Source organism: Streptomyces sp. NBC_00390, assembly GCF_036057275.1.
Classification (GTDB): Bacteria; Actinomycetota; Actinomycetes; order Streptomycetales; family Streptomycetaceae; genus Streptomyces.
Map to the genome: position 1 here is coordinate 2,081,263 of NZ_CP107945.1, position 24,180 is coordinate 2,105,442.

Annotated in this window: 16 protein-coding genes and 1 pseudogene; 6 read left to right on the forward strand and 11 right to left on the reverse strand. The window is 66.7% G+C overall.

Annotation, left to right across the window (positions count from 1 at the left end):
• Positions 1–202: 202 nt before the first annotated feature.
• From OHS70_RS08665 to OHS70_RS08675, 3 genes are all read left to right on the forward strand, one after another.
• Positions 203–1,090: an NAD(P)-dependent oxidoreductase gene (locus OHS70_RS08665; protein ID WP_328395372.1), complete on the forward strand. Its 888-nt coding sequence runs from the start codon at positions 203–205 to the stop codon at positions 1,088–1,090.
• Between the two features lie 377 nt (positions 1,091–1,467).
• Complete coding sequence (locus OHS70_RS08670; RefSeq protein WP_328395374.1) at positions 1,468–1,998, forward strand: 4'-phosphopantetheinyl transferase superfamily protein; 531 nt, start codon at positions 1,468–1,470, stop codon at positions 1,996–1,998.
• Between the two features lie 86 nt (positions 1,999–2,084).
• Positions 2,085–4,349, forward strand: a complete 2,265-nt coding sequence (locus OHS70_RS08675; RefSeq protein WP_328395376.1) for a (Fe-S)-binding protein — start codon at positions 2,085–2,087, stop codon at positions 4,347–4,349.
• Between the two features lie 367 nt (positions 4,350–4,716).
• On the opposite strand, the gene OHS70_RS08680 is transcribed toward OHS70_RS08675, so the two are convergent.
• The 3 genes and pseudogenes from OHS70_RS08680 to OHS70_RS08690 all read right to left on the reverse strand — a co-directional run bounded on the left by OHS70_RS08680 (position 4,717) and on the right by OHS70_RS08690 (position 7,998).
• Positions 4,717–6,282: an RNA-guided endonuclease TnpB family protein gene (locus OHS70_RS08680; protein WP_328395378.1), complete on the reverse strand. Its 1,566-nt coding sequence runs from the start codon at positions 6,280–6,282 to the stop codon at positions 4,717–4,719.
• A 171-nt stretch (positions 6,283–6,453) separates the two neighbouring features.
• Positions 6,454–6,673: pseudogene (locus OHS70_RS39020) on the reverse strand (IS630 family transposase); the annotation flags it as partial.
• Positions 6,674–6,810: 137 nt separating this feature from the next.
• Positions 6,811–7,998, reverse strand: a complete 1,188-nt coding sequence (locus OHS70_RS08690; protein WP_328395382.1) for a hypothetical protein — start codon at positions 7,996–7,998, stop codon at positions 6,811–6,813.
• 655 nt (positions 7,999–8,653) lie between these two features.
• Here OHS70_RS08690 and OHS70_RS08695 point away from each other — a divergent pair.
• Positions 8,654–9,688: a polyprenyl synthetase family protein gene (locus OHS70_RS08695; RefSeq protein WP_328395384.1), complete on the forward strand. Its 1,035-nt coding sequence runs from the start codon at positions 8,654–8,656 to the stop codon at positions 9,686–9,688.
• A gap of 759 nt (positions 9,689–10,447) precedes the next feature.
• On the forward strand, positions 10,448–11,314 hold the full coding sequence (locus tag OHS70_RS08700) for a helix-turn-helix transcriptional regulator (RefSeq protein WP_328395386.1): 867 nt from the start codon (positions 10,448–10,450) through the stop codon (positions 11,312–11,314).
• 46 nt (positions 11,315–11,360) lie between these two features.
• On the opposite strand, the gene OHS70_RS08705 is transcribed toward OHS70_RS08700, so the two are convergent.
• The 8 genes from OHS70_RS08705 to OHS70_RS08740 all read right to left on the reverse strand — a co-directional run bounded on the left by OHS70_RS08705 (position 11,361) and on the right by OHS70_RS08740 (position 22,808).
• Positions 11,361–13,517 (reverse strand): MMPL family transporter, encoded by a 2,157-nt coding sequence (locus OHS70_RS08705; RefSeq protein WP_328395388.1) that lies wholly within the window; start codon positions 13,515–13,517, stop codon positions 11,361–11,363.
• Between the two features lie 63 nt (positions 13,518–13,580).
• Entirely contained in the window at positions 13,581–14,945 is a 1,365-nt protein-coding gene (locus OHS70_RS08710) for a cytochrome P450 (protein ID WP_328395390.1), read from the reverse strand.
• Between the two features lie 86 nt (positions 14,946–15,031).
• Positions 15,032–15,976: a UbiA family prenyltransferase gene (locus tag OHS70_RS08715; RefSeq protein WP_328395393.1), complete on the reverse strand. Its 945-nt coding sequence runs from the start codon at positions 15,974–15,976 to the stop codon at positions 15,032–15,034.
• Between the two features lie 8 nt (positions 15,977–15,984).
• The gene (locus OHS70_RS08720) at positions 15,985–17,544 is read right to left on the reverse strand and encodes a class I adenylate-forming enzyme family protein (protein ID WP_328395395.1); all 1,560 of its coding nucleotides are present in this window, start codon (positions 17,542–17,544) and stop codon (positions 15,985–15,987) included.
• A 151-nt stretch (positions 17,545–17,695) separates the two neighbouring features.
• The gene (locus OHS70_RS08725; RefSeq protein WP_328395397.1) at positions 17,696–18,436 is read right to left on the reverse strand and encodes a methyltransferase domain-containing protein; all 741 of its coding nucleotides are present in this window, start codon (positions 18,434–18,436) and stop codon (positions 17,696–17,698) included.
• Entirely contained in the window at positions 18,433–19,977 is a 1,545-nt protein-coding gene (locus OHS70_RS08730; RefSeq protein ID WP_328395399.1) for a class I adenylate-forming enzyme family protein, read from the reverse strand. Before OHS70_RS08730 ends, OHS70_RS08725 begins: the two co-directional genes overlap by 4 nt.
• Positions 19,978–20,024: 47 nt before the next feature.
• Positions 20,025–21,866: a CoA transferase gene (locus OHS70_RS08735; RefSeq protein WP_328395401.1), complete on the reverse strand. Its 1,842-nt coding sequence runs from the start codon at positions 21,864–21,866 to the stop codon at positions 20,025–20,027.
• A 99-nt stretch (positions 21,867–21,965) separates the two neighbouring features.
• Positions 21,966–22,808 carry an alpha/beta hydrolase gene (locus tag OHS70_RS08740; RefSeq protein ID WP_328395403.1) on the reverse strand — a complete coding sequence of 281 codons (843 nt, stop codon included), beginning with the start codon at positions 22,806–22,808 and terminating at the stop codon, positions 21,966–21,968.
• 96 nt (positions 22,809–22,904) lie between these two features.
• On the opposite strand from OHS70_RS08740, the gene kynU reads away from it, so the two are divergent.
• Complete coding sequence (kynU, locus tag OHS70_RS08745; RefSeq protein WP_328395405.1) at positions 22,905–24,143, forward strand: kynureninase; 1,239 nt, start codon at positions 22,905–22,907, stop codon at positions 24,141–24,143.
• Positions 24,144–24,180: the final 37 nt, after the last annotated feature.

Consider the following 24,180-nt stretch of genomic DNA (forward strand, 5'->3'; position numbering starts at 1 on the left):
AGTGCGTCCTCTCGTTCGGCAGAACCAGCCCCACGACCGAGGAGGAGCCCTGGGCACCGTCTCCCTCCAGGCCGCGGCGCCCGCATGCGCGACCCGCTGAACACGTATTCCCCTTTCCTCTGCCATTTCCATCCTCACTCCGAAGCCGCGGCACTCCTTGCCGCTTTCACCCCCGCAGAACAAATGCACTGGAGGATCATTCATGGGCGACAACCGCACCCCGGTGACGGTCATCGGCCTCGGTCTCATGGGACGGGCGCTCGCCGCCGCGTTCCTGAAGGCCGGTCACACGACGACCGTGTGGAATCGTTCGGCCCAGAAGGCCGAGCAGCTCGTCTCGGAGGGGGCGGTGCTCGCCGCGACGCCCGCCGAGGCGGTGGCCGCCGGTGAGCTGGTGGTGGTGTGCCTGTCGACGTACGACACCGTGCACGACGTGATCGGCCCGCTGGGCGAGGGCCTGCGGGGCAAGGTTCTCGTGAACCTGACGAGCGGCTCGTCCGACCAGGGCCGCAAGACCGCGGTGTGGGCGGACCAACAGGGCGCGGAGTACCTCGACGGCGCGATCATGATCACGCCGCCCGGCATCGGCTCCGACACCTCCGTGGTGTTCTACGCCGGCACGGAGGGCGTCTTCAAGAAGTACGAGTCCACGCTCAAGCTGCTGGGCGGTGGCACCACGTACCTCGGCACCGACCACGGCATGCCGGCGCTGTACGACGTGTCGCTGCTCGGCCTGATGTGGGGCACGCTCAACAGCTTCCTGCACGGTGTCGCCATCGTGGAGACGGCCAACGTCGGCGCCCAGCAGTTCCTGCCGTGGGCGCACATGTGGCTGGAGGCCATCAAGACCTTCACGGCCGACTACGCGGCGCAGATCGACGCCGGCGACGGCAGGTTCCCGGCCAACGACGCCACGCTGGAGACGCACCTGGAGGCGCTCAAGCACCTCGTGCACGAGAGCGAGGCGCTCGGTGTCGACTCCGAACTCCCCAAGTACTCCCAGGCATTGATGGAGCGGGTCATCAACCAGGGCCACGCCAGGAACAGCTACGCCGCCGTGGTCAAGGCGTACCGCAAGCCCTCGGAGTGAGCGGAGCGGCACAGTCCGCTTCCCGGTGAGGCAGCGGGGGCCGGTACGACGGCGGTCACCGACCCGCCGGACCTGCCCCCGCTGCCGCCCGCCTCCTCTCGTTCCTCACCTCGGCCACGTCCTCCCCTCCTTTCCTGTGCCTGTCCTTCCCGTCCTTCGCCCACATCCGACCGGGTCCACCAGGGGAATCTCCATGTGGAACCGCTGCACCGCGAGGACCTGCTGCTCGGCATCGACCAGCTGTCGCCGACCGACCGGATCAGGCAGGCTGCCGGGCGTTGGAGTGGGCCGGGACAAGTACGCCCGCGGTGGCTGGGGTCGGCGCCGCCCCGGCCCGTTGCTGCGTCAGCTCCCGGCGACCCAACAGCCGTGCGGCAATGTCGCCTTCGCGGGCTGCGGAGCGAACGCCGCGGCCAGAGGCCGTTGCACGGCACGTGGCCTCCCTGCATCCGGCGGAAGCGGCGGAGCTGTCTCTGGAGTCGGAGCACACCAAGTCGCAGGCCTTCGCCCGCGCATGGGCGCGCAAGGAGGCATACCTCAAGGGGATCGGTACCTGCCTCTCGCGTGACCCCCGTCTTGACCATGTCGGCACGGGGCCACTGCCCGGACCGGACCACGGGGCCGGGTTCTCGGCGATGTGGCCGTACCGGACAGGCACGCCGGTGCCTTCGCCTTCGCCTTCCGGGCGGACGGGACGAACCCGGCGGGTGGCGTTCCCTTCTGACGGCGAACAGGTACCCGGCAGCGGCCCGTGCGGGCGGGTACGACGACCGCCACGCACCAAGGTGGGCCGTGTTCTGATGTACTGCGACCGCAAGATGCGATGCCGGGCCGACAGGGGCCAGGCCAGGGTTGCCTCAGCGACACAGATCACCGGCCACGTGTCTTCAACGAGCCTGCGATCCTAGGTAATGTGAGTGACTAAATTACCCGCGGGTAATCTCGCCATCCCCGCTCTCGCAATCCCCGCTCTCGCAGGCCCGAGGAGCCCCTCATGCAACTCACCGCGATCATTGTGTCGCTGGTGCTGGCCGTGGTCGGTGTCGCACTGTTCGGCCGAGCCATCGCGCAGATCTACCACTTCGTGAAGCTCGGCCAGCCGGTCCCCGCCGGATGGCGGACCAACGATCCCGTCGCGCGGACGGTCACCGTGGTCAGGGAGTTCCTCGGCCACACCCGTATGAACCGCTGGGGCATCGTGGGCGTCGCCCACTGGTTCGTCGCCGTCGCCTTCTTCAGCCTCACCCTCACCCTCGCCAACGCCTTCGGGCAGCTCTTCCAGGCCGACTGGATGCTCCCGGTCATCGGCGGCTGGCTGCCGTGGGAGCTGGTGGTCGAGTGGTTCGGCACGACGATGACCCTGGGCATCCTCACCCTGATCGCGATCCGGCTGCTGAACCTGCCGTCGCGTGCGGGCCGCAAGTCGCGCTTCGCCGGCTCGAAGGCCGGGCAGGCGTACTTCGTCGAGTACGTCATCCTCACCATCGGTCTCGCGATCATGACCCTTCGAGGCCTCGAGGGCGCACTCCACCACGTCGAGGGTTACGAGGCCGCGTACTTCGCGTCGTACCCGCTGGTGCTGGCCTTCAAGGGACTGAGCGTCTCCACGCTCCAGAACCTGGTCTACCTCACCGCCTTGATCAAGATCGCGGCCTCCTTCATCTGGATGATCACGGTCTCGCTGAACACGAACATGGGTGTGGCCTGGCACCGCTTCCTCGGCTTCCCGAACATCTGGTTCAAGCGCAACGCGGACGGCGCGACCGCGCTCGGCGCGCTGCAGCCGATGACGACCGGTGGCAAGCCGATCGACTTCGAGGACCCGGGCGAGGACGACGTCTACGGCGTCTCCCAGGTCGAGCAGTTCTCCTGGAAGGGCATCCTCGACTTCTCCACCTGCACCGAGTGCGGCCGCTGCCAGTCGCAGTGCCCCGCCTGGAACACCGGCAAGCCGCTGTCCCCCAAACTCCTGATCATGTCGCTGCGCGACCACGCCCATGCCAAGGCCCCCTACCTGCTGGCCGGCGGCGGCAAGACCATGGAGGGCGAGGAGAAGGCCTCCCCGGAGCAGCTGAAGGACGTCCCCGCCGCCGCGCTGGCCCAGGCCGAACGCCCGCTGATCGGCACCGTCGAGGAGAACGGCGTCATCGACCCGGACGTGCTGTGGTCCTGCACCACCTGCGGTGCCTGCGTGGAGCAGTGCCCGGTCGACATCGAGCACATCGACCACATCGTCGACATGCGCCGCTACCAGGTGATGATCGAGTCCTCGTTCCCGTCGGAGGCGGGCACGATGCTCAAGAACCTGGAGAAGAAGGGCAACCCCTGGGGCCTGGCCAAGAAGCAGCGCGTGGAGTGGACCAAGGAGGTCGACTTCGAGGTCCCGATCGTCGGCAAGGACGTCGAGGACCTCACCGAGGTCGACTACCTCTACTGGGTCGGCTGCGCCGGCGCCCTGGAGGACCGCGCGAAGAAGACCACCAAGGCCTTCGCGGAACTGCTGCACATGGCGGGCGTGAAGTTCGCCATCATGGGCGGCGAGGAGAAGTGCACCGGTGACTCACCGCGCCGCCTGGGCAACGAACCGCTGTTCCAGCAGCTCGGCCAGGAGAACGTCGCCATGCTCAACATGGCCTTCGGCGAGGACGACGAGGACCCCGCGACGAAGAAGCCGAAGTCGGCCAAGAAGATCGTCGCGACCTGCCCGCACTGCTTCAACACGATCGCGAACGAGTACCCCCAGCTGGGCGGCGAGTTCGAGGTCATCCACCACACCCAGCTGCTGCAGCACCTCATCGACGAGGGCAAACTCGTCCCCGTCACCCCCGTCGACGGCCTGATCACCTACCACGACCCCTGCTACCTGGGCCGCCACAACAAGGTCTACACACCCCCGCGCGAGATCATGTCCGCCGTCCCGGGCCTGCGCCAGCAGGAGATGCACCGCCACAAGGAACGCGGCTTCTGCTGCGGCGCCGGCGGCGCCCGCATGTGGATGGAAGAGCGGATCGGCAAGCGCATCAACAACGAACGCGTCGACGAAGCCCTCTCCCTCAACCCCGACATCGTCTCCACCGCCTGCCCCTTCTGCCTCGTCATGCTCACCGACTCCGTCAACGGCAAGAAGAACGACGGCCAGGCCAAGGAAACCGTCCAGGTCGTCGACGTCGCCCAACTCCTCCTCGACTCCGTCAAGACCCCCGTCGAGGAGAGTGACAGCGAGACCGTCGCGGAGCCGCAGGCCGAGCCGGTGAAGTAGCGGTAGACCGCAAGCACGACAGCCGGTGCCCGAAGGCAGGGGGCACCGGCTGTCGTCGTTCCCGCCCGCACCGGAGCCCACTGCGCCGGTGGTGTCCTTGCTCGGCAGTCAAGGGCCCCTACGGCCGCACCGTACGGGCGCCTGGCGCGGGCACAGGCCGGAAGGGACGCGGGGTCTGTGCGGCGGGTGGCTGCGGCGTTCGTGCCGCCCTCGCCCGTCGTCGGGCGAGAGAGCAGCCCCGCTGTCGCCGACGGCCGAGCAGGGCGCAGAAGGTTCCGACGGGGGGCGCTGGAGCGGGATCGGAAGGTGCTCCAGGGGCCGCAGGGACGTATCAGCGGTAACGGTCGCTCGTCACGCGCCCGAACACCTATTGACCGGCAGGTCCATACCTGCCTGGCGCTTGGTGATCGGGTCGGATGGGAGTGAAGAGCGTCAACGGATCACTCCGCTGAGGTGGCACCGTCCCCGCCGGGGGGCCGGTGTCTTCCCGCTTCGTCGCCTCCTGCCGTCCGGCCCGGGGGCCGGTTGGTCCTAGGGATGCTCTGCGGGCGTTTTGTGTCTCTCCTCTACCAGGAGCGACAGGGTGATCGGCGATGGTGACGGCATGCCGGGCGATGTTCCGGGCGGCGTTCACGTCCCGGTCGACCGTCAGCGTGCAGTTGTCGCAGTGGAACGTCCTGTCCGCGAGCGTGAGGCGTGGGTCTTGCCATCCGCAGGCGGAGCAGGTCCTCCTGGAAGGCCACCCGCGATCGAGGACCGCGAAGGTGGAGCCGTACCAGGTGGTCTTGTACATGAGTTGGCGGCGCAGTTCACCGGGTGACGCATCGACGACGGCCCGGACTGTGCCGGCTTTCCGCTTCATCCGGTGGCCGGGCTCTTCGCGGTCGGCGTGGGTCCTCCCGGCGATGTCGAGGTCCTCGACGGCGATCTCGGCAAAGCGGGTGGCGAGCTGCTTGGTCATGGTGTGCAGCACGGTGCTGCGGCGGGTCACGACATCGTGGCGCAGCCGGGCCGCACGGCGCCGGGCTCTCCCCCGGCGCGCCGATCCTCTCTGGGTGCGCGACAGAGTCCGCTGGGCCTTGGCCAAGCGGTGCTCAGCCTTCCGCAGGTGACAGGGCCTGGCCACGAACGCCGAAGCCGCGTCGGGGGGTTCGAGGGGCCGGGAGAGGACGGCCAGGTGGCCGACGCCCAGGTCGACACCGACGCGGCCCTGCTCGCGCTGGCGCCGGGTGGGCCGCTCGGGCAGCTCGGTGGTCACCTTGCACAGCACCGACGCGTACCAGCGGTGCCCGCCCCGGGTCACGGTCACCGACTGCACCACAGCCTGGCCCCGGTCGACCAGCCGGGCCAGGCGCTTGGCCGACTCGTGCAGTCGCACCTCCCCCAGTACCGGCATGCGCAGCCTTCTGTAGGAGGCCAGCCGGATCACCGGCTGCTTCACGTTGTGATGCAGCCGGAACGCCTCCCGCGAACGGCCCTTCTTCTTGAACCGCGGAAAGCCGACCGGACGTCCGGCCCGCGCCCCGCGCAGCGAGTCGAGCCAGTTCTGCCACGCCCGGTCGGCATCGACGAACGCCGACTGGAGCGCGTAGGTGCTGACCTCGTGCCACCACGGACACGGCCGCTCCGGTCCCAGAACGCCCTTGGGCAGACCGCCGAGCCGGGAGTCGCCCTTGATACGGTTCAGGTGCTTCTGGATCTCCGGCTTCGTCGGCACAGGAACCCGTGTCCTCTTGCGGGCTTCCGCCTCCGGCACACCCTGCCCGACCAGTTCTTGAACTTCGCGCCGCCACTGCCGATACGCGGCCGCCTTCATCCCCAGCGCGTGGTTGAACGCCCAACGGGCCGACCCCGCATGCCGCGTGAACGCCTCGGCCTGATCCTGGGTCGGGTCCAGGGCGAACCGAAACGCCCGGAGAACCTCCCGCTGCACCAACCCGCCCCTCAACCGGACCTGCCTGCCGTGGCATGGAGAACTATAGAGACGACAGCACATCGTTGACGCCGTGGCCCCGTCGATGCGGCGCGTCGGCCACGCGCCAAGCCACACCATCGCTGACCATCGGCAAGGGAATCCACTGAACTTGAATGCGTGATGTCGTCAGGTCTTGATCCGTGCCAGGGTCCAGGGTCTGGTCCGGCCAGCCGTGCGCCATGGCCCCCTTGACCAGTTCCTGCTCCAGCACAGCGAACAGCTCGTCACCGAGCAGCGGCAAGCACGCCGGTCCCTTGGAGACCAAGGTTCTCGGCCCGCCCTGGGACCAGGCCTTGCGCCAGCGCTGCACCGACCGGACAACGACCCGCAGGTCGTGCGCGATGACCGCGCCTGGCGGTGATGTGCCCGGACTTGAACAAGCCGGCTCGGCACCCCGGAACCGTCTGAGGCGCCACCGATCAAGACAGCGCGGAGGTCCTGGACCAGAGGCCCGGGGCGGGTACCACAGCTCGCGTCGGACGGTCGTCAGCTCAGGCTCTGGGCCCGGCGGCGGCGCACGATGAGGAGCGTGCCCGCACCCGTGACCACCGCCGCGGCAGCCGCGCCCGTGATCGGCAGCGTCGAGGAGCCGGTCTCTGCCAGGTTGCCGCCGTTCGTCGTCGTCCCGTCGTCGCCGGTCGACGACGACCCGCCGGCCGAGCCGTCCGAGCCATTGGTCGAGCTGCCCGTCGAGCCGGTCGACCCCCCACCCGTGACGTCCAGCGTGATGTCGGCCTTGTCGTTGGCCTTGTTGGGGTCGAACGGCCGCGCTTCGGTGCTCAGCGCGACCGAGCCCTTGGCGCCCGCCACCCGCTTGTCGATCTTCAGCTCGAAGGTGTAGGTCTCTCGGCCGCCCTCATTGACCGACCGCTGACTGGTGCCGCAGGCGTACGCCTCACCCTTGGCCTCGCAGAACCCGTGGGGCTTGACGACCGACGTTCCGGCGGGAGGCGTGATCAGGACCCTGACGAGCCGGTCCCCCTCCTTGGTCAGAACCCAGGCGGGCCCGGCGTTGGTGAACTTCACCTTCATCGTCACCGTGTCACCGACGCTCCCCTTCAACGCGGCACCCGTCACCTGGTAGTCGGCCGTGTTGACGGAGGTGACGGACACATCGACAAATCGCGCGGACCCCTCGGACCCGGCCTGTCCCTCGACCAGTTTCACCGCCGGTGCGGTTCCCGCCACCGGCGGAGTGCCGTTCTCGTCCGCCCCAGGATCGACGTCCCCGACCCGCACGCGCAGCTCGTCGTTGAGCGCGCGGTCCAGTGCCTTGACACGGAGAGGCTTCTCGGGCGTGTAGACGACGCCCGGCTGCATCGCCTGGTCGAACGCGCACACCACGATCCACCTCTCGGGCATCTCGTCGTAGGACGGGACCTGCTGTGCCAGGCAGTTGGAGGGAACCTCCGCGAAGTCGAGTCCCCGGGTGACGGAGTAGGAGACCCACACCTTCTCGGCGGCCCCGGTGCCCTTGTTCGCCACAGTGACCGGCAGATCGAAGCTGCTCCCCGGTTTCACGCTGTCGATCGGCTCGATGCCTCCAATGACCAATTCGGGTGCGGTTTCATCGGCGAAGGCGGCGGGATCCGCGACCAGCGCGATCAGGCCGGCAGCGCCGAGGGCGGCGACAGCCGCACGGGAGGCGCGACGGTTGTGCGGGGGCATCGGCATGGAGAGAACCTCTGTCGGGACGCGGGCAAACGGACGGTGTCTTCCAGGAGAACAGCCCTTCGGTCGCTAGACTCTTGACGATCCCGAACGGTTGCACGTCCGGTGCCTCCTCCGCCGTGCGATCGCACCTACCGGACGCCGTGAGCCCCGCCCCGATGTCGACACCGATTGCCATTGCGCGGTGGTTGGAGAAGGATCGGCTGCCCACCGGCTGAGCCACTGAGTCCCGCCAACTGACGTGCTCACCCGCCAGATGAAGCGCTCCGTCTCAGTCAGCCCCTGCCGACACCACGCTTCGAAGGTCAGTAACCGCACGACAATGCAACTTCCAGTGCGCATTGGAATATGTCTGACCTCTTGCGGCCACGGCCCGCATCGGCAGCGATCCCCCATAGCCTGAACAGCAGTTGTCTTGCCGCCGCAAATTGCCGCTGATACCGTTTCCTACCGTCGCACGGCTATCACGAGAGCACCGAAGTCCAGGTTCCCCTGGATCGACGGGCCGGATATCGCGTTCGCAGGTGGGGTCATTTTCCCACTGCGGAAGCCATGTTCGGCACAGTATGTCGCCCTGGTAGCCCTGAACCGCCTCATTCTCCCCTGAACTCCTCGGCAAACAAGGCAATTCACACCCACGTAGGGATGAGAGATCAACGTGAACAGCATTTCCATACACCGCGACGCGCTGGAGATGATGGCCGAGGCGCGTGAGCTGATCTCTCCCCTGCACCGATCCACCATTGCCGCCTTGCCGCAAGAGACCGGACACATAGCCGGCTACCACATCGGATGGTGGGATGCGAACGGCCGGCAGTGCAAGGAAACCGGAAAATACGTCAGGCCGACCCTTGCCATCGCCTGTGCTCGCGCGATAGGCGGCGAGACCGCGGTGGAGTCCGCCATCCCTGCGGCTGTGGCGGTCGAGTTGGTCCATGACTTCTCCCTCCTTCACGACGATGTCATGGACAAGGGCCTGGTCCGCCGTCACCGGGCGACAGCGTGGTCCTTGTTCGGGACCCCGAAGGCCGTGCTGACAGGCGATCTGCTCGTCGCCAACGCATACCGGCTGCTCGCGTCCTCGGGCCGTGACACCTCAGGCCGATCGGTCGGGATCCTGGCTCAGACCGTCCTTGACCTTTGCGTCGGGCAGGCGATGGACCTCGCGTTCGAGAACCGCGCCGAGGTGACTCTCGCCGAGACCAAGGCAATGGTGACGGGCAAGACCGGCGCGCTGATCGCCGGTGCTTGTGAGCTCGGCGCGGTCGCGGCCGGCGCCGGTGCCGACGTCGCGGCTGTCATGCGCGCATTCGGTGGTCATCTGGGAATGCTGTTCCAGTTGGTCGATGACATTCTCGGCGTGTGGGGAGACCCCAGCGTGACCGGTAAGCCTGTCGGGGCCGATGTCGCATCGCGAAAGAAGAGCCTCCCTGTCGTCGCCGCGCTGGAGGCAGGAACCGATGCGTCGCGCAGCTTGTCCACCCTCTACAGCAGTGCCGCACCTCTCACGAGTGAAGAGGTCACTGATGCAACGCAGTGGATCGAGGAGGCCGGCGGGAGGGAATGGGCCGAGGCGGAGTCAACCCGTCTGTGCCAGGCAGCTCAGGAGTGCCTCGAACAAGTGGGAGCGGATGTCCGGGCAGTCAATGACCTGCTGTCACTGATGCGGTTCCTCGTGGAACGAAAGGCGTGACGGCAGCCGAGAAGTGACGGCTGCCGAACTCACGCTGCTGCCACGCGTGGTGACGAGCCGATCGCGTGGCAGCGAGCAGGTTGGTTGCACTTGACCAGAGTTGGTCGAAATCAGCCAATGGGTACGGACGTGTTGACCAAGGGACACGCCCCTCGGACACGGACGGCTCGACCAGCACCATCCCACCGGAGCCGTGGACCCCGGCGCCCACCCGACGCGACAGCCGGGCCCGCATCATGCTCACGACCACACCGAACGCCCGAGCAGCCCGCCCGGAATCGACGGGCCGTCAAGCCGCCTGCCCGGGCGCCTGGGAACCGGTTGCCTCATCCACGACCAGCGGCTCCGATTACACCTCAGCCTCCGTTGCATACGCAACGAGCGGACGGAGCCCGAGCCCGCTTCGGTGGCGTGAGCATGATCACGGGGAAACCTGATGTACAGCCGAGGTGACGGTGTGACAGGTTGTCACTCAGGCGGCTGCTGTTGCAACTTCGGTGCGCGGGCCATCAACTTCGTGCACCGGGAGCTCACCTGCTCAACCAGAGCGGTCAATGAGAGCGACCGTGGCACCTCCGCCGCGAGCAAGAGCCTCAGCTCTCATGACGAGGCTCGGTCCCGGAGTCCACACCCGGCAGCCTGACGATCACAGCCATCCGCTGTCGACGGGCCGCCACCGCAGTCGAACAGCCGCGGAACTGGCCTTGAACCGCATTGCTGTTGAACCAATCGCTTCCACGTGAAGATACCGGGGGGGATATGACTCACGCAAAGCGCGAATTGCGTGCAACGACTGAGATCAATGAGCCGATGAGACAACTGCTCCAGCTGATCGAGCTGCAGGAGCAGTCTATAGCATCATGCGCGGAACATGCACAATCACTCCAGAAGCAGGTTGCTGCGCTGGCGTCGTGCATGTGGCCTCCACTGCACCGGGCGTCAGAACTGGAGATCGTGAAGGATGCCGATCGGATAGCAGAAATCCAGGACAGCATCGTCGAGCTGCCCGCAGAAGAGATCATGCTGTTGAGGCCCGCATTTGGATCGTCGGACGAGACAAACCGCGAGATGGAACGCCTTCAGCGCGCCCGGGAACGCGGGACAACGGTCCGATGTATTCAGCAGCATCTGCACAGCAGTCTGCGGATCCGTTCCCGCTTTCGACAGCTCGAATCACTGGGCTGCCAAGTACGCACGTCGCCCCTGATCCCTTTCCAGGCGACCATAGTTGACAACACACTGTCATTCGTCTCGACAGACGTCGACGGGACGACCGAAAAGATGCTCCTGGTCACGAATCCGAATCTTGTCGGATGTCTGCGTCGTGTCTTCGAGTTCTGCTGGAACGCCGCGAGCGACAGCACCGCACAACCGCAGTTGGAGATCTGCAGCTCTGGGCATCCCGAGGCCGATGTGAGCCGGCCCCGTACACCCGAGCTGCCGAAGGACCAGCTGACGGTGTTGCGTCTCTGGGCGAGTGGCCGACCCGATACCGCCATCGCACGAGAGCTGCAGATCTCACCCAGGACGCTTCGAAGGACGACCGCGATGCTGATGCGACGACTCGGCGTCAGTACCAGATTCGAAGCCGGCATGGTCGCCACCCGTTTAGGTCTCCTCAGTTGACCGGTTCGCGCGCCGGTCAACGCGGCTGAACAGCCGGCCGACGGCTTCACTCCCGTAGACGAACTCGCTCGAGTCCAGGACGTGCCGGACGCGGAGACCACCAGTTCCACGTTCCGGCGATGCGCATGAACGCCGGCACAAGGACGACACGCACCAGAGTTGCGTCCACCAGAACGGCCAGCGTCAGTCCGAGACCGAGCATCCGCATGAGGGAGACGCCGCTGGTGGCGATGCCTGCGAATACGACGGCCATCATCACCGCGGCTGCCGTCACCACCCGGCCCGACCGTGCCAGACCGACTGCGACCGCAGTGTCGTTGTCGGCTCTGGTGCGTCCGGACTTCTCCCACTCCTCGCTGAACCGGGCGAGCAGGAACACCTCGTAGTCCATGGAGAGCCCGAACGCGATGCAGAACAACAGCACCGGAACCGTTGCGACGGTGTAGCCGGTACTCGTCGTGCCGAGAGCGCCGAGATGACCGTCCTGGAAGATCCAGACCATCGCCCCGAAGCTCGCGGTCAGCGAAAGCGTATTGAGAACAAGGGCTTTCAAAGGCATCACCACACTGCCGGTGAGCAGCAGCAAGAGCACGAACGTGGTGGCGGCGATCCAGGCCAGCGCCTTGGGTATACCCCGGGCGATGCTCTCGGCGGTGTCGCGGGTCTGCGGCCCCAGACCGTCCAACAGGATGTGCCCCGGGGCGGAAACCGTCCGCAACGCGTCCAACTGCCGTGCCGCCTCCGAGGAATACGGGTTCAGCGGAGTCTGCACCGTCAGGTACGCCACCCTCGCCTTCATCGCTGCAGGCTCGCCCGGACCCACCCGCTGTCCGCCGATGTACGAACCAGCCGGGGCAACAACGGATTTCACGGACTCGACCCGCGACAGGGCCTCGGCGTAGGACTCGACCTCGTCCGGATCGCCTATGTCCTCCACGACGATGCGTACGGCGCCCGCGACGTTTTCGTCGAATCCGTTCCGTATCTTGTCGCCCACCTGGTGCGACTGCGCGCTCACCGGGAGAACGCGGTCGTCGGGGAGGCCGAGCCGCAGACCGAGGACCGGTGCCACGGACACCAGCAGCAGGGCGAGCACGGGCAGGGCGAACACCACCGGTCGGCGCTGCACCGCCACTGCCACCCTGTAGAGCCACGAGGATTCGACCGTACCCGCCTCACGCAGCGGCTTCCGGTTGATCCGGGTGCCGAAAAGGCTCAGCAGCGCGGGAACCACGGTCAAGGCCAGCACGATCGACAGGGCGACCACAGCCACGCCGGCGTACCCGATCGACTTCAGGAAGTAGATGGGGAAGAACGTCATGCCGATCAACGCGATACCGACGACGAGACCGGAGTACACAACCGCCCGCCCACCGCGCCGCAGCGCGACCGCGATCGCCTCGTGCTGTCCCCGGCCCTCGGCGATCTCCTCGCGGAACCGTCCGATGACGAGCAACGAGTAGTCGATCGCCAGCGCCAGGCCGAGCCCGGTGGCGATGTTCATCGCGAACACCGACAGGTCGGTCACCAGCGTCAGCAGATACAACACCGCGGTGGTACCGACGATGGCGGTGATTCCGACCACGAGCGGGATCGCGGCCGCCACCCAGCTTCGCAGGAACCGGACCAGCAGGAGGAACGTCAACACGATCGCGATCGACTCGGCCACGGCGAGGTCACGCGCCGAGATCGTGCCTATCTCCGAGAAGGCCATGGCCTGTCCGCCAGCGGTGACGGTGGCCCCGTCGGCTTCGCCGGTGTACCGGTCGGACAGGTCCTTGGCGGTCTTCTGCGCGGCATTGTCGTCGCCCTTCAGCGTGGCGACGACGAGTCCGACGTGGCCGTCGCTGCTGATCAGGTGCGCACCGCCCTGCGGTGGGGTCCACGGCGAGGCGACCGTCTCCACGCGCTCGTCCTGCCGCAGCCCGGCGACGATGGCCTTGGCCCGGGCCGTGGTCCGCGCATCCGTCGTGCCCTGCGCTGATTCGACGGCGAGGATGAACTGTGCTCCGGACAGACCGAATTCGTCGGCCAGTACGTTCGCAGCTCGGGAGGATTCCGCACCAGGATCCAGGAACCCGCCGGCCAACAGCCGGTCGGAGACCTTCGATCCGAGCACACCGCACAGGACGAAGGCCAGACCGGCGAGCGCCAGTACGACTTTCGGGGCACGGATGGAGAATCCGGCCAGACGGTCAATCATGTCTCCTCTTTCGATTCTCTGCTGTCTGCAGATCGGTCGGCTCAGGAAGACGGCACCCGGCCGTCAGAGCCGTGCCTCGACCCGCATCGGCATGCGCGTCGGCTGGACGAACGCGCCGATCGCAACCTCCTCGACCTTGCTGCCGGGCATCGCCCGGAATCGCCAGCGCGCGGCGATGGTCGCGATCTGCAGCGTGACCTGTGTGAGCGCGAAGACGTTTCCCGGGCACTGACGCGCTCCCATGCCGAAGGGCATGTAGGTGTCGTTGGACATGCGTGCCCTGTTCTCCGGCAGCCACCGGTCCGGGTCGAACCGCATCGGATCGGGGTGGAACTTCGGATCGCGGTGCACTGCGATGGGGCAGGCGAAAAGCACCACGCCACCGGGGATCTGAACGTCACCGATGGTGGTGGGCTCGGTGATCTGCCGAAGTGTCAACCACGGCGAGTACTTCCGCAGGGACTCCGACACCACGCGCTTCGTGACATCGAGCCGCTCCAGATCAGCGAACTCGGCCGGTCGTCCCTCGGTGAGCACCGTGTCGAGCTCGGCATGCAGCGCCGCCTCCACATCCGGGTTGGCGGCGAGTTCATGGAAGATCCAGGCGAGAGTGGCCGCCGCCGCCTGGGTGCCGGCGACGAGGAAGTTCAGCAGTTCGTCGTGGACCTGAGTGTCGCTGAGCATGGCGCCTGACTCGTCGTCACGGGCCTGCAGCAGAGCACCCAGCAGGTCCCCCGGATCGTGCTCGGGATCGGCGGCCAGCTCGGCTCGCCGACTTGTGATGATCTTGCGAGTCACGGCTTTCAACTCGGCGAGCAGGACCTCGAACCGGCGATTGCCGGGCAGCGGCAGCCGGTCGGTCCAGGCAGGACGGGTGCCTCGCTGCACGAGCAGCGTCATCACCGGCGGCAGCAACCGGTGAATGTGCCGGGCGGTCTCAGTGCCGAGCGTGCCCTGGAACAGCGTCCCCGCCATGGTCCGCACCGCCAGCTCGTGCATCTCCTCGTTGAGCAGGATCTGCCGGCCGTCCCGCCAGGAGCGCGAGCACTCCGCCCCGTGCCGTGCCATGACCGACGCGTACTGCGCGATGCGGGCCTTGGCGAATGCGGGTGCGATCAGCCGGCGTTCCTGCCGGTGCTTCTGTCCCTGCAGGACGATCACGCCGTCACCTGTCAGCGCCCTGGTGCGCTCGACCAGGACACCCTGATCGGAGTGTGTGACGAAGGCCTTGCGTATCAGTGCGGGCTCGGTCACGACGTACGCGACGTACCCGCCGATCCTGATTCGCACCAAGGGCCCGAGCGCCGACAACGTCGACAGGAAGTGGTGCGGGCGCCGTGCGAGGCGCAGCGCGTGGCCGAGCAACGGCAGGCCGCCCGGCGCGGTGGGAGCGCTGCGCGCGGCCTGTCGTTCGTTGATTGTCGTCACAGTGCAGATCTCCATCCCAGGGGCACCTGATCACGCCGCTACCGCGCCTGCGGCCGGCACCGGTTGCGGATGCCGGCCGCGTCCCCTCACGACAGGAGAATCGCCGCGGTCAAACCGAGCATCCCGACATCGATGCACCGGAAACCGAATTTCATGGCCTTCCGAACGTGGCCTTTGACGATGCCCTGGTAGTGCTGCACTGCCTGCATCACGACGACCGGCAGCAGCAGCAGCGCGGTCAACGGGTGCAGGTCGCCCACCGTGAACAGGAGCACCGTGAGCACGATGCTGTAGCCGTACAGGATCCAGATGGCACCCTGGAAGTTCCGCGGACTCAACACCACCGCGAGAGTCCGGCGGTTGGCAGCCCCGTCTCCGACGCGGTCGGCCATGTTGCCGTACGAGACCGGCATCAGGAACCAACTGCCGGTGAGCAGCCCGATCAGGACCACGGTGCTGGTCACGGTGTGCGCGATCATCAGATACGGGATGATCGTGACGACGACGGTGAGGCCGGAGATGAAAAGCTCCAGCCCGCCGGGAACGTAACTGAACTTCAGCCCGCCGGAGTACTGCAGCGCAATGCCGATCACGACTGCCCATATCGCCAGCGCCGGCAGGACATCGACTCCCAACGACAGCGCCGTGGTGACGACGGCGATGGTGGCGACAGTGACGACGGTGACGACGAACGCGAGCGCCTGCCGCACCGACAGCACGCCCGCGACCAAGGGCTTGCGAATCATGTCCGGATAGTCGGCCGCACCGTAGTTCGCTATGTCGCAACCGTCCCGGAAGCCCATGATGTCGTCCATGGCGCATGCCGAACTCTGAATCGACAGCAACAGCAACGGAACCAGCAGCAGCGCAGTCGTCGCACCGTGCAGGGACACCGAATCGGAGTACAGCAGCGCCAGAAGAACGATCCAGTGGTACAACCGATGGTAGACACGCAGCTTTCCGAGCTGCACATAGGCCGTCCATTTCGGCGCCGGCCGGGCAGAGTTCGCTGTTTCGGCAGAGACAGTCACTACACCACTCACTTCGGGCTTGCAGGAGATCCGGAACCTTCGGCGATGCGGGCAGCAAGCACCGAGCGACGGATCTTCCCCGTCGCTGTCTTCGGCAGACTCGCGAAATCAACCACTACGGGCGAGTCGAATCCCGGCAGATCCACAACCGCTTCCCGCCACGCGTCTGCGTCGAACCCACCCTCCCGGACCGCCGCTACCGGCACGATCCGGCCGTGCTGCTCGAGCACGACGACCTCGAGCAGCCACGGCATCCGTTCCAGCAACAGGTCTTCCACGGCGATCGAGCTCGGTACCGTACTCACACGGTCCACTTGGCGATCGATCAGCGTGAGCCGGCCGAACCGGTCCTTCTCACCCCAGTCACCGGTGTCCCACCAGCCGCCTTCGCTACGGCCGGCACGCGCGGCCTCAGGTCGGTTGATGTAGGTGGAGAAGAGCGCCTTGGTGCGCACCTGAATGCGCCCGGGCGTACCTGCGGGTACCTGGGCTCCGTCGGCATCGACGATCCGGATCTTCGTGACACCGGGAACTCCTCGGCCCACGGGGTGGCCCTTCATCCTGCGGCCGAGCTCGTGCTGCTTGCTGCTCCCGCCGATCCCCTTGAGATGTGTGCGAGCCGATATGGCGCCCAACTCCGACTGGCCGTACAGCTCGAAGAAGAGAGCGAACTTTCGGCCGCTGCCACGCAGGAAGCGCTGGACCGTGGCCGGATGCAGCACATCGAACGTGGCGTAGAACCATCTGACAGATCGGAACACGCCCGCGTCGGCCAGGTCCTCCCACAGCATGTACGTGTTCGGAACCGTCTCCAGAAACGTAGGGCGCCGCTGCTGGACGATTCGGCTGACCGTCGCCGGGTCCGTGGCCGCCAGCAGAATCAGCGGAGAGTTCCGTCGCAGCGAGAACAACAGGGCGACAACCGTGGCGCCGTGAGAGGGCGACAGGGCGAAGACGGCGTAGCCCTTCATACGGAACACGCGGTGCCCCAGCGCACGCAGATGGCCGTGGTAGTCGATCACCGCTCTCGTGTACTGGACGAGCTTCGGCACGCCGGTCGTTCCCGACGTGTGCGTGACCACGTACGGTGCCGTGTCCGGCAGCTCCACGGCAGGGGTCGTACGGGGAGACACGGTCGCCATCCGCTCGGTCAGCACCGACCAGTCGTCGACCCGCCGGCCGTCCCCGACAGCGGCATACTGCGCGACACGGGCGGTCGTGGTGATCACCCGGTCGACGCCTGTGGTCGGTGCCAGCATCTCCCCGACGGTCTCGGCGTCCAGAGTCGGGCTGATCAGGATCGGCACCGCGCCCACCGCGGACAGACCGGAGATCAGCACCAGCACGTCCACAACGGAGTCGAGCCACAACACGCATCGGTCGCCGACGCCGACACCTTCGGACTCGAGCAGCGTCGCCGCCCGTGCCGCCGCATCGGCAATGGCGCTCGGGGCGATCTCGTCGTCCTGCACCGCCACTGCGATCGGCTGATGATCGACGATCCACGGCTCCGCGTCCCGCCGCGCTGCCATCAGCTCGTCGTAGAGCAGACGGTGATTGCGCGCCATTGTGCCTCCGTTGCTTCGTTGTTCTTGAAGTCCACAGTTCCGGGGAGAACGGTGATCGGTGATCCTGCCCAGCCATTCGGCGCCGGCCGTGCCGCCGGTACCGGATGCGGGTCCCGTCAGGGCGTCAGCGAGCTCGTACTCCTGCGGACGCTCAGTTCTTGCGGCCGCGAACCCACTGGAACGAGCCCTTCTGACGGACTTCGACGTCCGTGAGCCCGTTCGCGGCAAACATGCCGGGGAGTTCGTCGTCGTCGAAGTAATGGGCTCCACCGCCCGGCAGCGCCGACATGAGCTTTGCCGGACCGTGCTTGGTGCTGGGGATCATCACGGTGAGGACGCCGCCGGGCCGCAGCACGCGGACCATCTCCGCGAGCGCGGCAGCGCGGTCCGGGACCAGCTGCAGCACAGCGGTCGAGGCCACGCCGTCGACGCAGCCGTCGTCGAAGGGCAACCGGCCGGCGTCGGCCAGCAGGAATCCGACCCGAGGATCGGTGCATGCCTTGGCCGCACGGGCCAGCATCGGCGCGGAGATGTCCGCGCCCAGCACGACGACGTCCGGTCCGGCTCTTTCCGCCAGGACATGGGTGACATGCCCGAGCCCCGACCCGACATCGAGGATCACGCCCTCGGACGGCAGCACCAGCCACTCGGCCGGAGTCCGGGACCCCCTCAGTACCCCCCGAATCAGCGCCTGGGCGAATCGATAGAGACCCGCGCCGGCCTTGGAGGCCCAGAGCGCCTGGATTCCTTTGCTGTCCGCGCCGGCGATGCCGTCGGGTCGAGGCCGGAGGGTGTCGAGGTAGCCGTCCTGGACGACCGGGTCGATCCCCCGTACGGCGAGCAGCTCGGTCGCGCGTCGCAGTGCGGGGGAAAGATCGGTTTGCACAGTCATGACGCCACTGCCGAGGAGAGGGCTGCCCGGTCGATCTTGCCGATCTTCGTCCGCGGGACGGCGTCCACGATCCACAGCCGGTCCGGCATCTTGTGCCGCGCAAGTGAATGGCGCAGGCCGGACTTCAGTCCCTCCAGATCGATCGGGTCGTCGGGATCGGCCGGAACCACACAGGCGCCGATCGCCTCACCGAGCACCTCGTCGGGGACCGGGAAGATCGCGGCGTCGGCCACGGCCGGCAACGCCCCCAGCGCCGTCTCGACCTCGACGCACGAAACCTTCAGACCACCCCGGTTGACGAGCTCCTTCGTCCGGCCGCGTACGTGCAGCCGGCCCTCGTCATCGATGATCCCGAGGTCACCGGTGTGGTACCACCCGTCGACAGCCACACTCTCCTGCCCCCAGTAACGCACCGGGACCTTCGCGCGGTACACGATCTCGCCGAGCACGCCGCCGGCCACGGCTCCCGTACCGTCGAGCGCGACGATCTCAGCGTGTCCGTCGGCCGGAGTACCCTCCGGCCCGTCCATCGGCCGACGGCCGACCGAACCGGCCTCGATGTCCGCGCGGTCGGTGGTGAAGGTGTAGAAGCCCTCCGAGCAGCCGTAGATGAACAGCATCTCGACACCGAGAACGGTGTACACCTGCTCCAACAGCGCCGCGGGCAGCGGCGATGCGGCCGAGACCGCCCACCCCAGCGAGGACACGTCATGGCGCTCGCCGTCCAGTCGGTCGAGCATCATCCGGAGATGGGCCGGGGTCCCGGGAAGCACCGTGACCTTTTCGGCCGTCACCAGATCCAACGCGCCGCTCGGCGAGAACCTGTCCATGACGACCAGGCGGCCGCCACTGGCCAGTGCCATCAGTGTCATCTTCAAGCCGAAGCCGTGGGCCATCGGCGGATAGAGCAGCCATACGTCGTCGCTGTCGGGCTGCATCGCCTCCAGGAAGGCCGCGGTCTTGGACCAGAGTGCCCGGTAGGTCTCGACCACCAGCTTCGGCCGGCCGGTCGTGCCGGAAGTCATCAGCAGCAGCGCGATCCCGAGATCGTCGATGCGGGTGTAGTCGCGGTCCGTCTCCCGCGGGGCGGCGGTGCCGTCCAGCAGGTCGTCGAATTGCGTTCCCACCGGCTCATCGGTGCCGTGCACGATCGCGTGAATCTTCGGAAACGCCTCACGCACCGCGTGCAACGGCTCCATGGCGTCCTCGGCCCCGGCCCGAGGCTGGTACAGCAGGGCGACAGCGTCGGTGCGGTCGACCAGCGACACCAGTTCGGGTCCGGTCAGATCGTGGTCGACACCGACGAACGCGATCCCCGATATCCACGCGGCCATCATGGATATCAGGTATTCCGGGGAATTGGGGAGCTGGCAGACCACACGGTCCTCGGCCTGGATCCCGAGCGTCCGATAGGCCTCCGCCATCCGCTCGACACGATTCCAGAGCTCACCGTAGGTCAGGGACTGTCCCCGGAAGGTGAGGGCAGCCTGGTCGGGCCGCTCCTTGCATGCGGCGTGCAGTGTCGCAATCAGTTCGTTCACAGGTTGTTCCTCGATATCGATGTGACTCAGTCACCGACTGACGTCGGTCACTCGAACACCCACGGCGCTACCGGTGCTTGCCCGCCGCCCTCGAAGGGCTCGAACAGCGGGGCAAGACGTTCGTCATGAACCAGCGCATCCACATCACAGCGGACCTCGGCAGCGGGAACACCGGCCTCGGCCAGTGCCTTCTCCCAGTGCGCTGCCGGAGCCTCACGCAACCGCTCCGCCAGTGCCTTGTCGCTCTCGTCGTGAAGCGGCATCCCCAGCGCTTCGCCCAGGCTCCGGCGGGCAGCACCATCGGCGACGGTGATCGCCAGGTAGCCGTCGGCGGTTTCCAGCGGCTCGTCCAGGAGGTGCCATTCCGGACGCCCGTCTGTTCGCCGCGACGAGCCGTGATCGGATGTGACCTGGGACTGCAGGGCCATCGAGCCGCACAGCAGCGAGGTCTCGGACTTCCAACCGTGATCCCGGCGCTCTCGCTGAAGGAGGCCTGCCAGGACTCCTTCACAGGCCACCAGGGCACCGAAGATGTCGCAGAGCAACACCCGGGTCGTTCGCGGCCGTTCGAGTACGGGCGTGTTCGTGTCGGCCAACCCCGTGTAGGCCTGGACCATGAACTCTGTACCGAGCACATGGTCCCGGTCGGCCAGAGGGGCCCACCCGGACGCTTCGGCGAAAACCAGTCCCGGCCGGATGCCCGCCAGTTCTTCCGCGCTGAGCCCCCACTCCTCGGCCTTACCGGGGCGCCAGTTGTGGAGGAACACATCGGATTCCGCGATCATGTCGCGTAGTTGGTCACGGCCTTCCGGGCGCGCGACGTTGACAGGCACTCGTGCCTTACCGCGGTGGTAGTAGGCGCCCATGCCGCCGATGTCCCCCTGCGGCGGTTCGATCCAGGTGACCTCGGCACCGAGCATGCGGAGCAAGAGGCCGGCCAGCGGACCCTGGACGCGGGTAGTGGCCTCCACGACACGAATACCGCTCAGTGGCAGGGGCTTTGAATCACCTGCCCGGCTCGCATGTTCCGGAGCAGAAGGGCCCCGGCCATGTCCGGCCAACGGCGTCAGCACGGGATGACCGGCCGACCAACCAGGTTCGGCAGACATCTCCGCATAGGTCCGCAACGGCGACAGACTCACTCGGAACTCGTCAGCTGCCGCGAGCACTTGAGACCACCGTGCGGACGACGCTGCGATGTGCAGGCCGGCAGGAAGTACGCAGTGCCCCTTGACGTATCGATACTGAAAGATGGTCCACGACCGGCCCAGAAGAGCGTCGTCCACGCCCAGGCTCCGCCAGAAGCCGGCCCACCGCTCGGGATCGAACGTATCGATTTCGAATGGCCGACCGTCCGCGCTGGCGAACGGCGGCGGCGAACCATTGCCGCGTATCGACGGCGCCCAGCTCTCTTCTGACGTTGCCTCACCGATGTACTGGCCGGCGAGAAGTGTTGCCGCCTGAAGCACGGACGTCCGTACCGTCTCGATGCCTATTCCACGAGAACGGCCGATCTCGGCCGCCAAAGCACCGTGACCCGCGAGCAGACCGCTTGCAGCGGACGCCACATCCAGACCGAAACGGCGAGGCCGGCCGGTTTCTGCGCCATTTACGAACATCAGCCCAGAAAGCGCCTGCACCACGGCTTCACTTCCTGGATCTGCCGAAGGGATCCGCGATCCGCCGTACCACGATATATCCACATTCTCCGGCATCGGAGTCGCCGATTTCCCTGAAGAATCTGCCGACCAGGGTGCAATGCGAATACCGAACACCTCGCGGGCGAGGTTCATCTCATTCATCCTTTGATAATCGAAGACACGACTACCCTGCGCCTCAAGGAGGTAATGTTCGACCCCACCTTTGAACAGCTCATCAACTGAAATCACGTTAGCAGGAGCGGTGAAAACGGGGAGCCGATACAAGTCGCAAGGATGACTGGGTGGGGCCATGGCCGCTTTGGGCCAGTCACGAGGCCGTGTACGTGTTCACAGACCCATGTGGGTCAGCACGGCATCGCCCAGCGCGGTACCGCGGCACGCGAGGTCGAACGGCAGGTCGAAGTGGTCACGTCCAGCCACTCGCAGGTCGACGGGCTGCAGGCCGTGGCGACTCAACTCGTTCACGAAGTCGACGTGCTGCCTGGCGTATTCGGCCGTCTCAGCGGCCCCCCGCGCGACGATGGCCTTCGGCGTCGCGAGAGGGAGGTGCCGGATGGGGCTGTAGGCGGTCGCCACGGATCCATCCATGCGCACCTTGTCGTTGACGTAGCTCAACCGCACCGGCTCGAGGTCGTAGACGCCGCTGAGGAGCACTGCCCCGGCGACGTCGCACGGATCCTCCGTGCCGGCACACAGCGCCATCGCCACAAGGTGCGCTCCCGCGGAACTGCCGCCTGCGAAAATGAGGTCGGGGCGGGTCCCCAGGTCTGCGGCATGGGACCCTGTCCACCGCAGGGCCCGGCGTACCGACGCGACCATTGAACCGATGCCGTGTTCCGGTGCGAGTCCGTAGCCGACGGCGATGAATCCCGCACCCTGCTCCACCAGGTCCCTGGCAGGGAACGCGGAGTCCTCCTTGCTCATCTCTTGCCAGTGACCACCATGTACGAAAACGAAGAGCGGGGACTGGGGACGTCGCGGAGGATAAAAGTCCAGCAACTCCGCCGCACCTGGCCCGTAGCGGACGTCAAGCTGGTGGTCCAGGATTTCCCTGGCCCGGTCGCTGTCCGTCGCATAACGCGTAAGATGTGCGGTAAATTCTGGTGCGCAAGAACTCGGCGAGTACTCCCGGTCGAGTTCCTTCTGGGTCATTTCACCATAGACAAGCATCTCGTTCTCCAGACTTCGAAAAAGACCCCGCGTTCCCGCAGGGCGTTATTACAGCGTTAAACTCCCGACGATTCTTCGACTCGAAAGAGGTGCTCCATGCCCACCATGAGGGATGCCAAGAATCTTGACATGGCAGATCCTCTGTATTCGCGGCGAGAAAAGTTTCTGCTTCCGGATGGGACCATCTATTTGGACGGGAACTCTCTGGGTGCACTCTCCAGCCGCGTACCGGCGACGTTGGAGAAGGCGGTTCGCGACCAGTGGGGCAATCACCTGATTGCGGCATGGACCGAGGACGACTGGTGGGGCGCACCGCTGCGGATCGGCGACCGCATCGGCCGCTTGCTCGGTGCTGCGCCCGGGCAGATCACGGTGGGTGAGTCGACCTCCGTCCAGACGTTCAACGCCTTGGTGGGAGCTGCGCGGCTACGACCGGGGCGCACGCTGTTGGTCACGGATCCCGACCACTTTCCGACCAACCGTTACCTTGCGCAGTCGGCGGCCGGCCTGTGCGGGCTGGATGTCATCGCTGTACCGGTGCCGGACGTGCACGACTTCCTTCGGGAACACGGCGAGCGCGTGGCCGTCGTCTCCTACGGGGCGGTGGACTTCCGCACCGGACGGTTGTGGGACGCAGCCGATGTCACCGCCGCCGCTCACGCGGCGGGCGCGGTGGTGGTGTGGGACCTGTGTCATGCCGCGGGCGCGCTGCCTGTCGAGCTCGACGAACAGGGTGTCGACATCGCCGTGGGCTGTACGTACAAGTACCTGTCCGGAGGCCCTGGCTCCCCCGCGTTCATATACGTGGCGCGGACTCATCACGGAACCTTCGAGCCGCCGCTCACCGGTTGGCACGGCCACGCCCGTCCCTTCCTTATGGAGCGGGACTTCGAGCCGGCGCCCGGTATCTCGCGGACCAGGATCGGTACGCCCCATGTGCTGTCTCTTCTCGCTCTCGAAGCGGCCTTGGAGGCTTTCGACGGCGTCGAGATGGCCGATGTGCGCGCCAAGAGCCTCTCGCTCGGCGACTTCTTCATCGAGTGCGTCGACCAACACCTTGTGTCCTTGGGCTTCGACCTGGTGACTCCGAGGGAACCCGGCCTGCGGGGGAGCCAGGTGACACTGGCTCACCCGGAAGCCCACGCACTCATGAGGGCCCTGATCGCCAGAAGGGTCATCGGGGACGTGCGGCCCCCGAACATGCTGCGCTTCGGCTACAACGCGCTGTACATCTCCCATGCCGACGTCCATCAGGCGGTGACGACGCTGCGCGACGTCGTGCTCTCCGGTGAACACCACGACTCCCGGTTCCAGACACCTACGCTGATCACCTGACGGGAGGCGGACGGTGCTGTGCTCGGACCGGCCTTGT